Source organism: Photorhabdus sp. RM71S (genome assembly GCF_042879355.1).
Taxonomy (GTDB): Bacteria; Pseudomonadota; Gammaproteobacteria; order Enterobacterales; family Enterobacteriaceae; genus Photorhabdus; species Photorhabdus kayaii.
The window spans coordinates 79,158-96,928 of record NZ_JBHFKV010000009.1 but is presented as its reverse complement, the minus strand read 5'-3'; the positions used below and the strand labels follow the sequence as shown (position 1 = coordinate 96,928).

The window sequence follows — 17,771 nt, the reverse complement described above, 5'->3', positions numbered from 1 at the left end:
TGTTGAAAATATTAGTGCAAAGTAAAAGTCGGCACCTTAACAGAAGCTTGTGATTCCTCTTCCTCTTCAATGTCACTCTCGATTTCGATATCACGATTAATATACAACAAATTATTACTGTGAATTTCAAAAATCACCCCCGCAATCTGCTCTTCGCTTTGTTGCAAGAAATGAGAAAACTGGGAAAAAGTCAGCCCGGCTGAAACAAGGAAAGATTGACACACCACCAATTTCGGTAGGTTTTCATCCTGGATATCAAGAAAAGCCTTGATTGTCAACGAACTGGCATTAATCTGGCTTAGATTAGCCATCAAAGGAATAATGGCGGTTGGCTTAACTTCAGCCAACGCAGAAAACAAGATTACATTGTCCAACAGATCAATTTTAGCATCAAATAAACCATCAATATTCTGCATATGAGGTAGATGCAGCGCCTGGCATGAATCGCACTCAAAGTAGGAAATTTTGAGCTGATCCAACCACTCACGCAATACTGATAAGTCAGGAATGACAAGTGAACTCATCTAACAACCCCATACAACGGAAAATGAAAAAGCGCTATAGCTTACGAAATAATTCTTTATCGCGCCATCACCAATAACTGATAAATTATTTTTACTTACCGTTATCACTACCTTCTACCTTATTTTTGCTCTCTTTTTTATGATCAACTCCCAAAAAAGAGAGGCCATACACTGCACGCCAAATGATATTAACCGCAGCAGGAACCAAACAACCTATGCCGATGAAAATCATAACAACATGTGCTTCTGGCGTCATTAGTAAATCTGTTAAGATGACAATATCATTAATAGTCAAATATGACAGGATTAAGCATAAAATTCCGACAATTTCTAGCAGGATAACCTGTTTTGGCATATCTGCCAAAGAACTCATATTGCCTTGATGACTTTTCATCGCATCCTCTCTTAACAACCTGATGCTACATTATACTACCGGAAACACTGTTACCAAAATTGGTATGATGAATTAAAACAAAAGGCAATTTCTGCTTTTTTTTACCGATCGATACAGGCATAGTAGCTATCAAATAAGCATGAGTAACGCATCAAACCGCATTATTTTAATATAACCAAGAGGAGTTTATATGTTTACTGTGATTTTCGGTCGTCCTGGCTGCCCGTACTGTGTCCGCGCGAAAGAGCTGGCGGAACGACTGAAAGAGCAGCGTGATGACTTTGACTTCCGTTATGTTGATATTCACGCAGAAGGTATCACTAAAGCTGATCTGGAAAAAACAGTTGGTAAACCCGTAGAAACCGTCCCGCAAATTTTTGTTGATGAGAAACATATCGGTGGCTGCACTGACTTCGAAGCGTACGTAAAAGAACACCAATTGCTACAATAATCGAACTTCCCGTTTTACTTTCGCTGCGGTAAAAACCGCCATTGATTATTCGTCACAATGGACTCGGTTGATTTGTGCAAAAAATGTTATTTTCATCAAATTGAAAAAAATCTGTTTTTTTTTCTTATCACGAAGAACTTTTTTGCCAAACCGTAGTCTGAATTAATGCCACTGCTTTTCTTTGATATCCCCATATTGAGGAACCCGATAGTTAATCCATTTTGGTTCAAGACTATCGGGTTTTTTTATTGTCTGAAGAGTATACCGTTCATAAACACATATACCCTATAGATTTCAAGATGCATCGCGACGGCAAGGGAGCGAGTCCCCGGGAGCATAGAGAACTATGTGACCGGGGTGAGTGAGTGCAGCCAACAAAGAGGCAACTTGAAAGATGACGGATATAACCGATTCTACAGATGATCAACCTATCAACCACCGATACTATCAACGCGCTGATCTAGATATTATCATCATATATATCAATGAATTGATTAGTTTTTGTCAGGATGACTGCCAGATATTCCCTTGGTGGAAATATAAACCAAAAATAAATAACACCAACAATTAAGATAATTACGCTTTACTCTCAGGTCAGCCAACTTTACCCTCTTGCGTCCGGCTGTCGTGATGTACATAAGTGACTATATGTGAGGCCCGATTTGTTAGAACAAATAAATCATGATCTGTTTACCTTTTTCAATGCTACGCCTGAATCATCACCAGCCATGATTGCAATAGCGACGTTTATTGCAAAATACCTGGTTCTTATTTTCCCTCTAATATTGGCTAGTTTCTGGTTCTGGAGTTCAGAGCGTACTCGCCCTTATCATCGGGTTATCGTCAGTAAAACCACCGTTGCCTTCTGTTTTGCTATGCTAACTTCATACTGTATCGGTTTACTCTGCCCTCACGACCGCCCTTTTGCAGAAGGTTTTGGTTATAACTTTCTTCCTCACGCGCCAACAACCTCATTCCCAAGTCATCATGGAACAACCGTCTTCACTTTCGCTTTATCCTTTTTATTCTGGTATAGGATTTGGCCGGGCTTATGCATGATGGCGATTGCACTGGCAATTGCATGGGCCAGAGTCTATTTAGGCGTTCACTGGCCGATGGATATGGTCGGGGCATTTATCGTCAGCCTAATGGGATGCACTTTTGCACAAATAATATGGAGCCTGTCTGGTGAACGTTTACAAAAAAGATTGAACAGTCTGTACCAACATTGCTGCGCTTTTCCTATCCGTAAAGGCTGGATAAAAAGCTAGCAACATAAATGCAACTTAGTGACTTGAGATAAACGAACGCTATTTCAACCAAAGTCTTTTTATTAGAAATTATTGGCTAATTTTACATACCAAAATGGACATGAGTTAACCAGCAGGGTAATATCCTGTACCCTATTTAGCATTTATTTGCGCTTAAATTCAACTCAACGATTTTCATATAAATCAATAAATCTATATAAATCACTATGTAAATAGATATATAACGAAAGAGATTATTAAAACTTGATCAAAGAATGGCTAGCACATCTTTCATTCATATTATTGATGCTATTAATCTATTATTCTGGTTTTATCTATATCTTTCACAAAGATACAAACATTACATAAGAGATATCTATTTTAAAATCTGGTAAAAAATTGATATTTATCAATTTATTAACCATTTACTCTATTTGCCATTTTCATTCATTAATATGTAAACGAATAGACAAGAAATAACAAAAACATAAGAGAATAATAAGAGTTGAGTCATGGGCAAATTGAGGCTATAATTTGAACTCATTAAAATTTGCAATATTTAGACAACAATTACACTAAATCTCGTAATATGATGACTTTTCGAGATATATTCCGCATTTGAGACTATGATCACGGTACTATTCACTAAAAATCGCTATCTTGCCGCTATCAAAAGTCTGGTATTAAAATTTCCAGACTTTCTTTCAAAAAAGAAAGTAAAGCGAAAATTTCGGCTTGTTAATTTAAAGTCCAATTTTCGACCAAGATGTTAATGTGGTAATAAAAACGTTTAAATAAACACCAGAGATATTTGAAAAATTTATTTTTTATAAAGAAAGAGTTAGGCCACATGTATTTGCATTTATTGCATACTTGCGGCATTGTAATTTCATTTTTTAATTTACCGCGTTATTCTCGGAGATAACTATGGATATGACTCAAACAGGTACGATAGCATCGCAGGCGACCAGCCCAAGCGATTATAAAACCTGGCGTAAATCAGATACAGTATGGATGCTTGGCTTATATGGTACTGCGATTGGTGCCGGTGTATTATTCTTACCCATCAATGCCGGTATTGGTGGCCTACTACCTCTTTTGGTGATGGCGCTACTGGCTTTCCCAATGACTTTCTTCGCCCACCGCGGGATGTGCCGTTTCGTTCTATCCGGTAAAAACCCTGGCGAAGATATTACCGAAGTCGTAGAAGAACACTTTGGCAATCTGGCAGGCAAACTTATCACCCTGCTCTACTTCTTCGCTATCTACCCAATCCTCTTAGTTTACAGCGTTGCTATTACCAACACCGTAGACAGCTTTATTGTTCACCAATTACATCTGCCATCACCTCCCCGTGCTCTGCTGGCTCTGATCCTAATCATTGGCGTAATGACCATCATCCGTTTCGGTGAACAGGCTATTGTTAAGGCAATGAGCGTGCTGGTATTCCCATTTGTTGCCGTTTTGATGCTACTGGCGTTTTATCTGATCCCTAACTGGAATACCGCAATCTTCGAAAACATCAGCGTTTCTGCATCGAGTGCAAGTCATGGGCTGCTCATCACTCTATGGCTAGCGATCCCAGTAATGGTGTTCTCCTTCAACCACTCGCCAATTATCTCGGCGTTTGCTGTGGCAAAACGTGGAGAATATGGTGAAAATGCTGAGAAAAAATGCTCCCGCATTCTGGCTTACGCCCATATCATGATGGTTGTAACCGTGATGTTCTTCGTATTCAGCTGCGTATTGAGCCTGTCTCCAGAAAATCTGGCAGAAGCCAAAGCACAAAATATTTCTATTCTGTCTTATCTGGCTAACCACTTTAATACACCAGTGATTGCCTACATCGCTCCGTTTATTGCATTCATAGCAATTACCAAATCTTTCCTTGGCCATTATCTGGGTGCGCGTGAAGGTTTTAATGGTATCGTGGTTAAGACATTGCGTGACCAAGGTAAAACTATTGAGCCTAAAAAGCTGAATCGTATCACGTCCATTTTCATGTTAGTAACGACTTGGATTGTCGCTACTCTGAATCCAAGTATTTTGGAAATGATCGAAAGATTAGGTGGTCCTATTATCGCAATGTTGCTGTTCCTTATGCCAATGTATGCAATCAGCAAAGTTCCTGCAATGCGCAAATATAGCGGCAAGCTGAGTAATCTGTTTATCGTCTTTATGGGGTTAGTTGCTATCTCTGCTGTCCTCTACTCACTGTTTGCATAATAAATATTTGGTTGCTGTTCTCTTCAAGCGGGCAGCAACCGAATAATGACATGAGCTAGCTAGCGGAAAAATTTAAACTACACGACCCACTTCACCCAATCCCCCTGCTGTTCATCATATTGCCATAAATCGTCTTCGTTGAAATATCCCCGTTCGTCTATTGGTACCTCCTGCTGCTCTTCTTCGTCCCATTGTTGCCACAACTTATCTGTCAGGATATAAGGCGTCTTGGTCGCAATCTCTCCAGTAAAAGGAAACCTATTGCCAGTCTCCTCAAGACGGATAAACTTGGCATCGGTAGAAATATTAGAGATAACTACAGCCTCAGTTGCTGAAGGAAAGAGAATATAACCATTAATCAACGGGAAATATCGTGGCAAACCCGGCTTATACGGTGGTGGAATGATATCAACGGCGTTCCACATAAGAATATAATCTAACCCCTCATCGTTATTAGGCCCCATTGGATAACCTTGGTAAAAATAACGATTATGAATTGAATAATTATCCGTCAATACATATGCAATATAAAAATAGTAACTAATCAGATCGACTTCTTCTGTTCTAAACGTACCGAATATTGAATGTAAAGGAAATGTTCCCATGCCACCAAGGAAACCAAGAACCTCATACTGTTCATCATGACCATATTGATCAATATATTTCCCCGTCTTGATTTTCGACACCTGCATATCTGTCAAAATATTATCTCGTCCATTACTTGGATTGAATCTATATCGACCATAAAGAAAGTGCAGACTATCCTCATAAATGTAAGTAAATTGCTCCTGATTAAGCTTATGGAGAGGATTAGGTTTATCCGTCCACCGTTTGTCATCACCTAAATTATTGCGATTTCCAAAACGGATAGAAAGCGCTAACGGATCAAGATATGACATATAACCACCTTTTCATCATAGAATAATGAGCCTATACGCCCATTAAAAAACGATAATTATTTTCCCAACAACGGTTTAACACTATATTGTCATGCCAATTTATAACTGCCTCTCCAGTATTACCTTAAATGTGTTACTGCTAAAGCACTATACCCGTTATCTTTCAAGTTGTCTCTTTGTTGGCTGCACTCGCTCACCCCGGTCACATAGTTACCTATGCTCCCGGGGATTCACTCCCTTGCCGTCGCGATCCATCTTGAAATCCATAGGGTATATTTCTAATAACATTAATTTATTGATAAATATAAAATTATTCTAATACAATTTAACCTTAATATTGAAATAGTTAGTGACATTTCTATTTTATACACTATTGAGTTTTTTAAATAATAGACGAACACTTCATAAAGAAAAATTTTTTTTATAAAAAACACATACAATATCTCATTCACATTAATATTTATATAAATTTCAAATAAATAAATTAACCATATTTACTTACAACAATCAAAAATATAATTAAAAATTTTAATTATCAAACTAATCATTCAAAATAAATAAATTTTCAATTATATTTTAATTTAATCTAATTATATACGATATAAAAAATCCCAGTTATTTTATATTTATCACATCAACAATTTATTTTCTATTTTTTAATAAAATGACTCTATATATCAGGCAATTACATTATTTTTTCAAATTTATTTGACAACCTATAAATGGCACCTATAGTTATATGTGTTAGAGAAAATGTTATATGCCAATTAAAAACGTTAACTGTCCTATATTTTTAGCGCAAAAAAAATTTCTTATGTAGATTGCTTTTATAGTAGAAGTACCAACCACCTTATATTTCTCAAACGGACGGTTTTCCGTTCTTTATTCTGAGATAATATAGGCTTATTTATCAATTAATTAAATTATATTTTGGAGTTTATATTATGATTAATGACATGCATCCTTCTTTAATTAAAGATAATAATATAGTAGATGACGTAATGCTACGTAGCTGTAAAATCATTGCAATGAAAGTTATGCCAGACAAAGTTATGCAAGTTATGGTGACTGTATTAATGCATGATGGCACATGTGAAGAAATGCTTTTGAAATGGAATCTGCTAGACAATAGAGGCATGGCGATTTATAAAGTCCTGATGGAAGCGCTTTGCGCTAAGAAAGATGTGAAAATAAGCACCGTAGGAAAAGTTGGTCCTCTCGGCTGCGATTACATTAATTGCGTAGAAATCTCTATGTAAAATAATCGCTTGTTGAAATGCTTGAGCCAAATAATAGATTCCTAATAGAAATTCAATCTTACTGAAGCGATCTCATCAATCGCCAAATACAGTACTGTTGTGATAGGAGTTTGGCAAAACATTTCTCTGGTATAATGAAGCTGACTTTTATAACGGCACATTCTACCCTATCTAAGGCAGAGCGTAATATTAACGTTCTGCCTACCATAGTTAAATTTAATAAAAAAACAAACTCATAAAAATAACAGAAAACAAACTTTCAATAAATTAAAATTAATTAACTTAGTTATCTGTTTTACACAAAAATATCAATATATTATTATTAAAATTTAATTTCACTAAAAAAATTTCTTTCAGAAATTATTCTAATAATAGCACATACTATCCATTCAATCTTTAAAAACAGGGTAGGACAACATCTCTTTATTTCACCCCGTAAATACTTAACAACATACGTAATTACATCAATAATATTTACACATTGTAATTGTTAATAAAATATTATACACTTAGGTATTATTAAATCCAAAATAGATTTAAGTAAATTAATTTCAAAGATTGCAATCATATATATCCATGCGAAATACTATAGGATAAGAATAATTTCATAATGTTTTATTTAAATATCAACTAGAAAATTAAAATTTAAATCATTCACCACATACTGCCAGTACGCTTCAATTCCTGCCGCCCCTTCCATACCCATACTCTATTAATAAGAATATCCTGCATAAATAATGCCCACCGGAACAGATTGTAATTTCTCCATTTCAACGGTAGTAAATAAATATCAATATTATTTTTTGATTAGAGTGATGCATTTGATTATTATAACCATTTAGAGGAAATATATTATTGGCGACTTTTTAACAGCATCAATAATTATATAATACAGATAAACTTTTAATATAGATTACAATTACAAATTACCTTATATTTCTTCGGCGGACAAATGACTTCTCCGTACATTTTAGTAAAAATTTCTATTTTTCAATTACGTTAAATTAAAAGGTTAACACGATGAACTATACAAATCCTTCTTCTAATGAAGCGGTAACAGAAAATAAACCTGAACAGACTTCTCCAAACCCTAATTACTATTTCGCTGTTGGTACAGTAACTTCAGTTCAGGCTGCACCTGATCAAAACCAATTGCAAGTGACTGTCACTATGCAATTCCCTAACGGCAAATTTAACTATCTGTTATGGTGGAATGCTCAGGACTACAGAGGTTCAGCACTGTATCATCTTCTTCTGAACGCTTGCAGTAATAACAAACGTGTAAATATAACTTCTTCATCAGCGGTTTCTCCTGGTGGTTACAATTATATCTACAACGCAACATTATTGGCTTCTTAATATAAAGTCATAAATTGCTAAATAGCTCCACCTAATTCCTTATTGTTACAATAGAAATTGAGTGTAGTATTTCTCTGGTAGAACTAAGCTGATGTTGAGTAAAGCTAAAAATATTTTCTACCAGTTACTCCCTTCTCCAGGCAGAACCTTAATCACAAGGTTCTGCCTGTTCTAACAACACCGCTTTAAATTCACGATAATTAATAAATAATATCTTATTTCAATAATGCTATTTCGGTGTCATTAATCTATATTCAATGAATTTAAAAACCATTTCAAATAGAAAATAAAAACTTACAAGAGTAATAAAAAAAACAATAATAGACCTAAAATTAACTCTAATAAATTTATTAATCATATATTTAACACACCCGATAACAACATATTAAAACAATTGTATTAAATCTATTTCTGAACATTGATATTTTAATTTTTTACAAATTAATTTCCTATCTAATATTACCTATAAAATAATAAAAACCCAATTAAACCCCATTTTCTTGACAAATATCAATAACGCTTACTACTATTAATCTGTATTCTATTCAGAAATGGCTATTTAACAGGATTCTCTACTAGCTATGAACTCCGATATGAAGGTATCTTAACGCCCAGTTCGGTGCGGTCCGTTTTGCGTATAACAAGGCGCTGCACATTAAAAAACACGTTTATAAGCGTTACGGCGTAAATTTAAACCCGCGTAAAGACCTAAATCCTTTGCTGGCAGCGGCAAAAAAATCCCGTCAATATGCCTAGCTTAAAGAATATGATTCTATTGCCTTACAGCAGGCTGTGATTAACCTGAATACCGCATTTGATAACTTCTTTAATCCGAAGTTGAAAGCGCGTTTCCCGGCATTTAAAAGTAAGCACGTTTACGGCGGGGAGCAGTCACAACTGAGATCGAATTATGGGCTTACTGGCAAGATAAACCTGATGGTGTCTTGTTATTCAAAGGCCGGTATAACGGATCTGCTATAAAAAATAGCAAATGTTGCTCTCTAGATGGAAAAAAATAAGTGTAAAACGTGCGCGGCAAAATACCGCGCCCTAAATCAGAAAGAATATAAATCCACCCAACCTGCCACATAAACCTTATATTGACGTCAAATCAACCAAAAATCGCCTTAAACCAACCACTAACTTTCATCACAATCAAATCCCAAATACGGCTAAAAAAGTTACCTTCCTCTACCGCCTCTTTAACCACCAAAGGACGTTGTTCAATGACCTTATCCCCTAATTGGAAGTTAATCACACCAACAACCTGATTTTTCGTCAAAGGCGCTGTTAATGGAGTCTGATTTAATGTGTAACTGGCTTTCAGATTTTTTAACTGCCCACGAGGAATAGTGATCGCCGCATCTTTTTCTACGCCGAGAGCAACATCTGAACGCTTGCCATACCAAACCTTTTCTGAAACAAACGGCTCGCTAACTTTAATAGGTGTTACCGTTTCATAAAAACGGAATCCCCATGCAAGTAATTTTTCACTTTCAGCAAAACGAACCCGATCACTTGGTGCGCCTAACACCACAGAAATCAGCCGCATAGATCCCTCTGTCGCTGAAGCAACCAGATTATAACCGGCACCGCTGGTATATCCTGTTTTCACACCATCGACATTCATATTTTTATTCCACAACAATCGGTTACGGTTAAGCTGTTGGATTTTATTGAAGGTAAATGTTTTCTCTTTATGCAGAGCATACTCATCAGGAACATCACGGATCATCGCCTGACTCAATACCGCCATATCACGAGCAGTACTGAATTGGCCTTCAGCATCCAATCCATGAACCGTACGAAAATGGGTGTTAGTCAACCCAAGCGCTTTTGCATAATTGTTCATCAGACTAACAAATACATCCTGACTGCCCGCCACATAATCAGCCAAAGCGATGCTGGCATCATTACCAGATTGAATAACAACGCCACGATTCAGATCGATCACTTTTACCCTGTCACCGGGTTTAAGAAACATAAGCGAAGAACCTTTCAGTATGGGATTTCCCGTCGCCCAAGCATCTTTTCCCACAGTAACGACATCTTCCGACGTAATTTTTCCTGCTTTTATCGCCTGACCGACAACATAACTGGTCATAATTTTTGTCAGACTGGCTGGATCAAGCCGCTCATCGGGATTACCCTCAGCCAGAATTTTACCGCTGTCATAATCCATTAACACATAAGCTCTAGCGTCCACGGGTGGAACAACAGGTTCATCCGATGCATAAACACGGGCACTTACCATTGATGCCACTATCAGCACCGCAATCACACATTTCATCGTCATCGCCAGATTTTTCTTCATCATCGTTCCCCTTTACTTAATAAGAAAAAATGTCAAATTCTTATTAATATAAAATGTTGTACGACAAGAAACCAACGTAAACAGTGTAAAGATTGTGCCGATCATGGGTTTTCATTTAACCTGATAGAGGTTATTGGTAACAAATAGACGATTTTCTTATCATCCCGATTCAAGGAGAAGCTCATGCTAACCATTTGGGGCCGTAAAAACTCTTCCAATGTAAAAAAAGTGCTCTGGTGTCTGAAAGAACTCGGTGTACCGTATAATCAAGTAGATATTGGCGGTAAATTTGGCAAACTGGATGACCCGCAATATTTGAAAATGAATCCGAATGGAAAAATCCCTTGTTTACAGGAGGGCGATTTTATTTTGTGGGAATCCAACGCAATTGTTCGTTATCTTGCCGCAAAATTTGGTAAAGATATACTTTATCCACAAGATCTACAGGAAAGAGCGAATGCGGATAAATGGATGGATTGGGTTGGTTCACATCTGTTTCCTTATATCAGACAACTCATGATAGGTTTTATTCGCACACCGGAAGCAGAGCGGGATCAAAAACAAATAGAACAAACCCTGGCTGAAATCGAAAAACTGATGAAAGTGCTCGATAACATTCTGGCAGAACAGCAATATCTTTCTGGCGATAAATTTGGCATGGCAGATATTGCATTAGGGCCCATGATTTATCCCTGGCTTAATATTCCAATCAAACGTCCATCTCTGCCAAATATTGAACGCTGGTATCAGTTAATGGCAGAAAGACCAGCGTTCAAAGAAATTGTCATGATTGAGTTAAGTTGAGAAAAATCAGCTCATTGGCATCCATCTGGGATCGGGATATTGATACTTAAATCCTAATTCCTGACAAATACGGCTGCCATCAACAATTCTGCTTCTCACCTGAGTTTCTTTTCTGGAAAACTCAGGTGGAACTAAATCAAGCTGATTACTGGCCTTAGGGTAAAATTCAGCTTTGGTTGGGTGAACAGGCGCACATAAATTATAAATATGCCCACCGTCAGTCCTCTGAATTAACAGATTAATGGCTGAAATAACATCATCCTGATGAACTAAATTGACCGGCTGATTACCCCCTTTAACTTCCTTTTTTCCCGCCAGAAAACGTCCGGCATGACGGCCACTGCCGACCAAACCAGCTAAACGTAAAATATCAACGGAAATATTTGGCAGTTTATGCAACCAATTCTCTAATTCAACCAATGCCTGAGCGGAAAGTGTTTCAGGGCAAAAAGGCGCATCTTCATTGAGATTGCCAGCAACAAAACCATAAACAGAAGTAGAACTGGTGAAAATAATCCTTGGCACAGAGTACGAAAGAGCCGTATCGACAATTAACTGAACTGCCCTAACATAGTTATAACTGCCACCCGCAGTGTGGCTTGCCGGTAAAGTAATAATCATCACATCAGCTACCATCAGTTGCTCTAAATCATCAAGCGCGCAATTGATCTGAGGTTCCAGTTGTAACAAATAACATTCGATACCAGACATACGTGCTGCCTCTACACCATCCGGCGTCGTTTTACTGCCAACAACCTGCATACCACTACAACTCAATGCTTTGGCTAGTGGCATCCCCAACCAACCCAGACCGATAATGGAAACTTTTTTCATCACCACTCCTGCTATGCCTGATATTACTTTGATTATGCAAACAATCCGAACATTAAGCCACTGTTATTATTGATCCTATATTTCTCCCATAGGAGGGAATATTTCAAGTAAAAACAAAACATTATTATGAGATAAATTTATTGTTAAAAAAATAGATTGCTTTTAAGCCGTCAAATCGTATAGGTTGAATAGCAAGCAAAAAATTTAACCTCTGTTGGTCAGTGAATAAAAGTAACCGGCAGTAAACAGTCCGCAATCATAAACAAAGAGAAACCATTATGATCCGCATTCAATTTAGCCATTACCATCATCATCATCCTGATTAGTCTTTCAGGCGATTGTGTGCTGGAAGACGTTTAGCGGGTCTTCCGGTGGCATGAATGCGATAAAAACCCTCGGAAGGATCCTTCCGAGGGTTTTTTTATGTTTCCGATTTTAAGTGGGGATGAAAATGTTAGATAAATCACATTTACGTATCGCAATGCAGAAATCAGGCCGATTAAGCGAAGATTCACGAGAATTACTGGCTCGCTGTGGCATTAAAATCAATCTGCAACAACAGCGCCTAATTGCATTCGCAGAAAATATGCCCATTGATATCTTGCGGGTACGCGATGACGATATTCCAGGGTTGGTTATGGATGGCGTCGTCGATCTGGGTATTATCGGTGAAAATGTGCTGGAAGAAGCGCTATTAAGCCGTCGCGCTCAAGGAGAAGATCCTCGTTATTTCACTTTACGCCGCCTTGATTTCGGTACTTGTCGCCTTTCACTGGCCGCGCCTCTAGACTACAACTACACTGGCGTCGAATGTTTACAAAATGCCCGTATCGCAACCTCTTACCCTCACCTACTAAAACGTTATCTCGATCAGAAAAAAATCCACTTTAAATCCTGTCTGCTAAATGGCTCAGTTGAAGTTGCTCCCCGCGCCGGGTTAGCCGATGCCATCTGTGATCTGGTTTCAACTGGCGCAACACTGGAAGCGAATGGTCTGCGGGAAGTAGAAATTATCTACCGTTCCAAGGCCAGTCTTATTCAACGTGATGGAGAAATGCCCGCCGATAAACAGCAATTGATTGAGAAACTGTTGACCCGCATTCAAGGGGTAATTCAGGCCCGTGAATCCAAATACATCATGTTGCACGCACCAAGTGCAAAACTTGAAGAAGTGATTGCTCTGCTACCAGGGGCGGAACGTCCAACGATTTTACCGCTGGCGGGGGATCAGAACCGCGTTGCCATGCATATGGTAAGCAGTGAAACACTGTTTTGGGAAACGATGGAGAAGCTTAAATCCCTTGGCGCCAGCTCCATTTTAGTCTTGCCGATTGAAAAAATGATGGAGTAAACGAAAATGACTGACCGTTTCGATACCCTGATCCATTGGCAGGAATGCCATGATGACCAGCAAAACGCTTTACTAACACGCCCTGCTATTTCAGCTTCCGTAGAAATCTCCCATACAGTGGAACACATTCTGCATGCGGTAAAAGAGTATGGCGATCACACTCTGCGTGAATTCAGCCGCCGTTTCGACAAAACGGTTATTAAAAATATCCGTATTTCGCCGGAAAAGATCGCTGCCGCGGAAAACAGCCTGAATGACGACATTAAACAGGCAATGAAACAGGCAATGAATAATATTCGCGTTTTCCACGAAGCGCAGAAGCCTATAAAGATCGAAGTAGAAACCCAACCTGGGGTCTATTGTCAACAAGTAACACGGCCTATCGATTCTGTCGGGCTCTATATCCCCGGAGGTTCTGCACCATTACTTTCTACCGTTTTGATGCTCGGAATACCTGCTCAAATAGCGGGTTGCCATAAAGTTGTACTTTGTTCCCCGCCACCGATTGCCAATGAAATTCTCTATGCAGCCACACTGTGTGGAATTACGGAAATATTCCAGATTGGTGGTGCTCAAGCCATTGCCGCTATGGCATTTGGAACAGAATCCGTACCCAAAGTAGATAAAATCTTTGGTCCAGGTAACGCTTATGTCACTGAGGCCAAAAGACAAGTTAGTCAGCGCGTAGATGGTGCCGCCATCGATATGCCTGCCGGCCCATCGGAACTGCTTATTATCGCCGATGCGGGAGCAAACCCCATCTTTGTGGCTGCCGATTTACTCTCACAAGCAGAACATGGTCCTGACTCACAAGTGATATTGGTTACACCTGATGAAGCGTTAGCCAGAAAAGTGATAGCGGAAATCGAAAAACAGCTTACCCTGCTTTCCCGCAATCAAATTGCCACCAAGGCATTAGCGCACAGCCGAATTATTGTGACAACAAGCCTGCAACAGTGTGTGGAAATCAGCAACCGCTATGGCCCAGAGCACCTGATTATTCAAACTCGTCAACCAGAACAACTGGTTGAAAAAATCACTAGCGCCGGTTCCATTTTTCTCGGTGACTGGTCGCCGGAATCTGCGGGAGATTACGCATCAGGAACCAATCACGTATTACCAACTTATGGCTACACCTCAACCTATTCCAGCCTTGGTCTGGCAGATTTCTTAAAGCGTATGACAATTCAACAACTGACGCCGCAAGGGCTGCTGAACCTATCTCAGACCATTGAAACACTGGCGCAAGCAGAACAACTGACCGCTCATAAAAACGCTGTCACTTTACGTGTGGCGGCGCTGAATATTGCCGGTCAAGGAGTGAATATGAATAACATTTTTGACGCCAACCGGTTGGCACGAGAAAATATCCGCAAATTAACCCCTTATATGTCTGCTCGTCGCCTTGGCGGCAAGGGTGATGTTTGGTTGAATGCCAATGAATACCCACTAGCCCCTGATTTCCAATGCACTCAGCAAACATTGAACCGCTATCCTGACTGCCAGCCCGCCTCGGTTATCCGCCGTTATGCCGCCTATGCCGGTTTACAACCCGAGCAAGTATTAGCCTGTCGTGGTGCTGATGAATCCATTGAACTTCTAATCCGCGTATTTTGTGAACCCGGACAAGATGTGGTTCTGTTTTGCCCTCCGACTTATGGTATGTACAGTGTCAGCGCTGAAGCTTTTGGTGTCGAACAAAAGAAAATTGCTGCACTAGAAAATTGGCAACTGGATATCGAAGCGATCGAAAATAACCTTGACCGGGTAAAATTGATCTATATCTGTAGCCCTAATAACCCAACAGGAAACTCAATTAATCCTGATTCATTGCGTAAAATTCTGGAACTGACCGCCAATCGCGCAATTGTCACTATCGATGAAGCCTATATTGAATTTTGCCCGGAAAATAGTATCGCAGGCTGGCTAAAAAACTATCCAAATTTAGTCATTTTGCGAACCCTCTCGAAAGCTTTTGCTTTAGCCGGTCTGCGCTGTGGATTTACTCTCGCATCTGTGGATATCATCACTCTGTTGTTAAAAGTGATTGCACCTTACCCGCTTTCCACTCCTGTTGCAGATATTGCAGCACAGGCACTGACAGCAGAAGGCATCGCAATTATGCAAAAACGTGTCGTTGAGATCAGGGAAAACCGCAATGACTTACAACAGGCGCTGAATAAATTAGCCATCGTTGAAAAAGTATTCCCCAGTGAAACTAACTATATATTGGTGAAATTCTATGACGCAGAAACTGTTTTCAGAACATTATGGCATCAGGGCATCATCCTACGCGACCAGCGCAAACAGCCCGGTTTAGAGGGTTGTCTGCGGATCACCATCGGCAGCCGTAAAGAGTGTGAGCGAGTGGTTGAAGCCATCAGCGCCCTTTCCACTGTAAATGAACAACCAAAGGAGACAGCAAACTGATGAACCAGAAACTCCTTTTTATTGATCGGGATGGTACACTGATCACTGAACCGCCAACAGATTTTCAAGTTGATCGTCTGGATAAACTGGTACTGGAAACCGAGGTTATTCCTGCTCTGCTTGCCCTGCAAAAATCGGGGTTCAAACTGATTATGATCACCAATCAGGATGGTCTTGGCACAGATAGTTTTCCATTAGAACAATTTGAACCGCCACATAACCTGATGATGCAGATTTTCAATTCTCAAGGTATCCATTTTGATGAAGTTTTAATCTGCCCTCACAAACCAGAAGAGAACTGTCATTGCCGTAAGCCAAAAATAAAACTAGTGGAAAAATATCTGGCAGAAAGCATGATGGATACCGCTAACAGCTATGTGATTGGTGACCGGGAAACCGATCTGCAACTGGCAAAAAATATGGGCATTCAGGGGTTGCGTTATCATCCGAAAAACCTTGGCTGGTCTGCCATCAGTGAACAACTAACCCGTAAAAATCGCCACGCTCACATTCGACGTGTCACTAAAGAGACATGTATCAATATTGACGTTTGGCTTGATCATGAAGGTGGCAGCGATATCAATACCGGTGTCGGTTTTTTTGACCATATGTTAGATCAGATTGCTACCCACGGTGGTTTCCGCATGCATGTTCAGGTTAAAGGCGATCTCTGTATTGATGATCACCACACCGTTGAGGATACCGGTCTGGCATTAGGGGAAGCATTGAAACTGGCTTTAGGAGATAAACGGGGTATCTGCCGTTTTGGTTTTGTGTTGCCAATGGATGAATGCCTTGCCCGCTGTGCTCTCGATATCTCCGGTCGCCCTCATCTGGAATATAAAGCTGAATTCAAACACCAGCGGGTAGGTGATCTGAGTACTGAAATGATTGAGCACTTCTTTCGTTCACTCTCTTATGCAATGGCCTGTACACTGCATCTGAAAACGAAAGGCAGCAACGATCATCACAGAGCAGAGAGCCTGTTTAAAGCTTTTGGCCGAACACTACGTCAGGCGATTCGGATAGAAGGCGATACATTGCCTAGCTCCAAAGGGGTTCTGTGATGAAAATCGTCATTCTCGATACTGGCTGCGCTAACTTGTCATCGGTAGCTTATGCTATCCGAAAATTAGGTTATCAACCTGAAATCAGTCAGGAAGTAGCAACGATCCTGGCAGCAGATAAATTACTTTTGCCTGGCGTCGGCACTGCCAGTGCTGCAATGGATCAATTGAAACAACGGGAACTTATATCGTTAATTAAAGTACTCAGCCAACCTGTGTTAGGTATTTGCCTTGGCATGCAGCTATTCGCTGCCACCAGCGAAGAAAGCGATAATGTTACAGGTGATAATATCTCCCTACTCGAAGTTATTGCTTCCCCCGTCCAAAAAATGGCTAATCACGGGCTTCCATTGCCACACATGGGCTGGAATCAAGTTCTGCCAAAAGCCGGACACCCGCTATTCCGTGGTATTGAAGACAATGCCTATTTTTATTTTGTCCATAGCTACGCGATCCCACTGAATGCCTACACCATTGCGCAAACTGAATATGGCAATACTTTCAGCAGCGCAATCGCCAAAGATAACTTCTTTGGCGTGCAGTTTCACCCTGAACGTTCCGGTGCTGCCGGAGCCAGACTATTAAAGAATTTTCTGGAGATGTAAGCAC

At 39.6% G+C, this 17,771-nt stretch carries 16 protein-coding genes, 2 pseudogenes and 1 other annotated feature; of the genes and pseudogenes, 13 read left to right on the top strand and 5 right to left on the bottom strand.

The features are described from left to right. Window positions 1-11 precede the first annotated feature (11 nt). Both ACGF5R_RS07670 and ACGF5R_RS07665 read right to left on the bottom strand, forming a co-directional pair. The gene (locus ACGF5R_RS07670) at window positions 12-524 is read right to left on the bottom strand and encodes a YbjN domain-containing protein (protein WP_112878995.1); all 513 of its coding nucleotides are present in this window, start codon (window positions 522-524) and stop codon (window positions 12-14) included. A 91-nt stretch (window positions 525-615) separates the two neighbouring features. Then, window positions 616-918 (bottom strand): YbjC family protein, encoded by a 303-nt coding sequence (locus tag ACGF5R_RS07665; protein WP_112878996.1) that lies wholly within the window; start codon window positions 916-918, stop codon window positions 616-618. A gap of 190 nt (window positions 919-1,108) precedes the next feature. Here ACGF5R_RS07665 and ACGF5R_RS07660 point away from each other — a divergent pair, with 190 nt between their 5' ends. The 3 genes from ACGF5R_RS07660 (at window position 1,109) to ACGF5R_RS07650 (ending at window position 4,845) form a co-directional block, all read left to right on the top strand. After that, the gene (locus tag ACGF5R_RS07660) at window positions 1,109-1,369 is read left to right on the top strand and encodes a GrxA family glutaredoxin (protein ID WP_011145878.1); all 261 of its coding nucleotides are present in this window, start codon (window positions 1,109-1,111) and stop codon (window positions 1,367-1,369) included. A 662-nt stretch (window positions 1,370-2,031) separates the two neighbouring features. Further along, window positions 2,032-2,640, top strand: coding sequence for an undecaprenyl-diphosphate phosphatase (gene ybjG / locus ACGF5R_RS07655; protein ID WP_112879012.1), 609 nt, complete (start codon window positions 2,032-2,034; stop codon window positions 2,638-2,640). 906 nt (window positions 2,641-3,546) lie between these two features. Continuing rightward, window positions 3,547-4,845 carry an HAAAP family serine/threonine permease gene (locus ACGF5R_RS07650; RefSeq protein ID WP_387690373.1) on the top strand — a complete coding sequence of 433 codons (1,299 nt, stop codon included), beginning with the start codon at window positions 3,547-3,549 and terminating at the stop codon, window positions 4,843-4,845. A gap of 77 nt (window positions 4,846-4,922) precedes the next feature. On the opposite strand, the gene ACGF5R_RS07645 is transcribed toward ACGF5R_RS07650, so the two are convergent. Continuing rightward, a complete protein-coding gene (locus tag ACGF5R_RS07645; protein WP_387690371.1) occupies window positions 4,923-5,744 on the bottom strand; it encodes a hypothetical protein in 822 nt (273 codons plus the stop codon). A gap of 944 nt (window positions 5,745-6,688) precedes the next feature. Here ACGF5R_RS07645 and ACGF5R_RS07640 point away from each other — a divergent pair. The 3 genes and pseudogenes from ACGF5R_RS07640 to ACGF5R_RS07630 all read left to right on the top strand — a co-directional run. Then, complete coding sequence (locus ACGF5R_RS07640) at window positions 6,689-7,003, top strand: Cro/Cl family transcriptional regulator (RefSeq protein ID WP_112878999.1); 315 nt, start codon at window positions 6,689-6,691, stop codon at window positions 7,001-7,003. 1,020 nt (window positions 7,004-8,023) lie between these two features. Further along, window positions 8,024-8,362: a hypothetical protein gene (locus tag ACGF5R_RS07635; RefSeq protein WP_112879000.1), complete on the top strand. Its 339-nt coding sequence runs from the start codon at window positions 8,024-8,026 to the stop codon at window positions 8,360-8,362. A 600-nt stretch (window positions 8,363-8,962) separates the two neighbouring features. Next, window positions 8,963-9,235: pseudogene (locus ACGF5R_RS07630) on the top strand (helix-turn-helix domain-containing protein); the annotation flags it as partial. A 238-nt stretch (window positions 9,236-9,473) separates the two neighbouring features. Here ACGF5R_RS07630 and ACGF5R_RS07625 read toward each other — a convergent pair. Beyond that, window positions 9,474-10,616, bottom strand: a complete 1,143-nt coding sequence (locus ACGF5R_RS07625; RefSeq protein WP_387690392.1) for a serine hydrolase — start codon at window positions 10,614-10,616, stop codon at window positions 9,474-9,476. A 243-nt stretch (window positions 10,617-10,859) separates the two neighbouring features. On the opposite strand from ACGF5R_RS07625, the gene ACGF5R_RS07620 reads away from it, so the two are divergent. After that, the gene (locus tag ACGF5R_RS07620) at window positions 10,860-11,480 is read left to right on the top strand and encodes a glutathione S-transferase family protein (RefSeq protein WP_387690369.1); all 621 of its coding nucleotides are present in this window, start codon (window positions 10,860-10,862) and stop codon (window positions 11,478-11,480) included. Between the two features lie 6 nt (window positions 11,481-11,486). On the opposite strand, the gene ACGF5R_RS07615 is transcribed toward ACGF5R_RS07620, so the two are convergent. Continuing rightward, entirely contained in the window at window positions 11,487-12,314 is an 828-nt protein-coding gene (locus tag ACGF5R_RS07615) for an SDR family oxidoreductase (protein WP_387690367.1), read from the bottom strand. Window positions 12,315-12,592: 278 nt separating this feature from the next. On the opposite strand from ACGF5R_RS07615, the gene hisL reads away from it, so the two are divergent. The 6 genes and pseudogenes from hisL to hisH all read left to right on the top strand — a co-directional run bounded on the left by hisL (window position 12,593) and on the right by hisH (window position 17,767). Then, the gene (gene hisL / locus ACGF5R_RS07610; RefSeq protein ID WP_109791964.1) at window positions 12,593-12,640 is read left to right on the top strand and encodes a his operon leader peptide; all 48 of its coding nucleotides are present in this window, start codon (window positions 12,593-12,595) and stop codon (window positions 12,638-12,640) included. Further along, window positions 12,616-12,739 (top strand) — a sequence feature (His leader region). Its footprint overlaps the gene before it by 25 nt. 26 nt (window positions 12,740-12,765) lie before the next feature. Continuing rightward, entirely contained in the window at window positions 12,766-13,665 is a 900-nt protein-coding gene (gene hisG / locus ACGF5R_RS07605; protein ID WP_387690365.1) for an ATP phosphoribosyltransferase, read from the top strand. 6 nt (window positions 13,666-13,671) lie between these two features. Then, window positions 13,672-14,991 (top strand): annotated as a pseudogene (gene hisD, locus ACGF5R_RS07600) (histidinol dehydrogenase); the annotation flags it as partial. Continuing rightward, entirely contained in the window at window positions 14,992-16,095 is a 1,104-nt protein-coding gene (gene hisC, locus ACGF5R_RS07595) for a histidinol-phosphate transaminase (RefSeq protein ID WP_255566990.1), read from the top strand. After that, on the top strand, window positions 16,095-17,162 hold the full coding sequence (hisB, locus tag ACGF5R_RS07590; RefSeq protein WP_387690363.1) for a bifunctional histidinol-phosphatase/imidazoleglycerol-phosphate dehydratase HisB: 1,068 nt from the start codon (window positions 16,095-16,097) through the stop codon (window positions 17,160-17,162). Before hisC ends, hisB begins: the two co-directional genes overlap by 1 nt. Then, entirely contained in the window at window positions 17,162-17,767 is a 606-nt protein-coding gene (gene hisH, locus ACGF5R_RS07585) for an imidazole glycerol phosphate synthase subunit HisH (RefSeq protein WP_262980995.1), read from the top strand. The genes hisB and hisH overlap by 1 nt, the downstream gene beginning before the upstream one ends. Window positions 17,768-17,771: the final 4 nt, after the last annotated feature.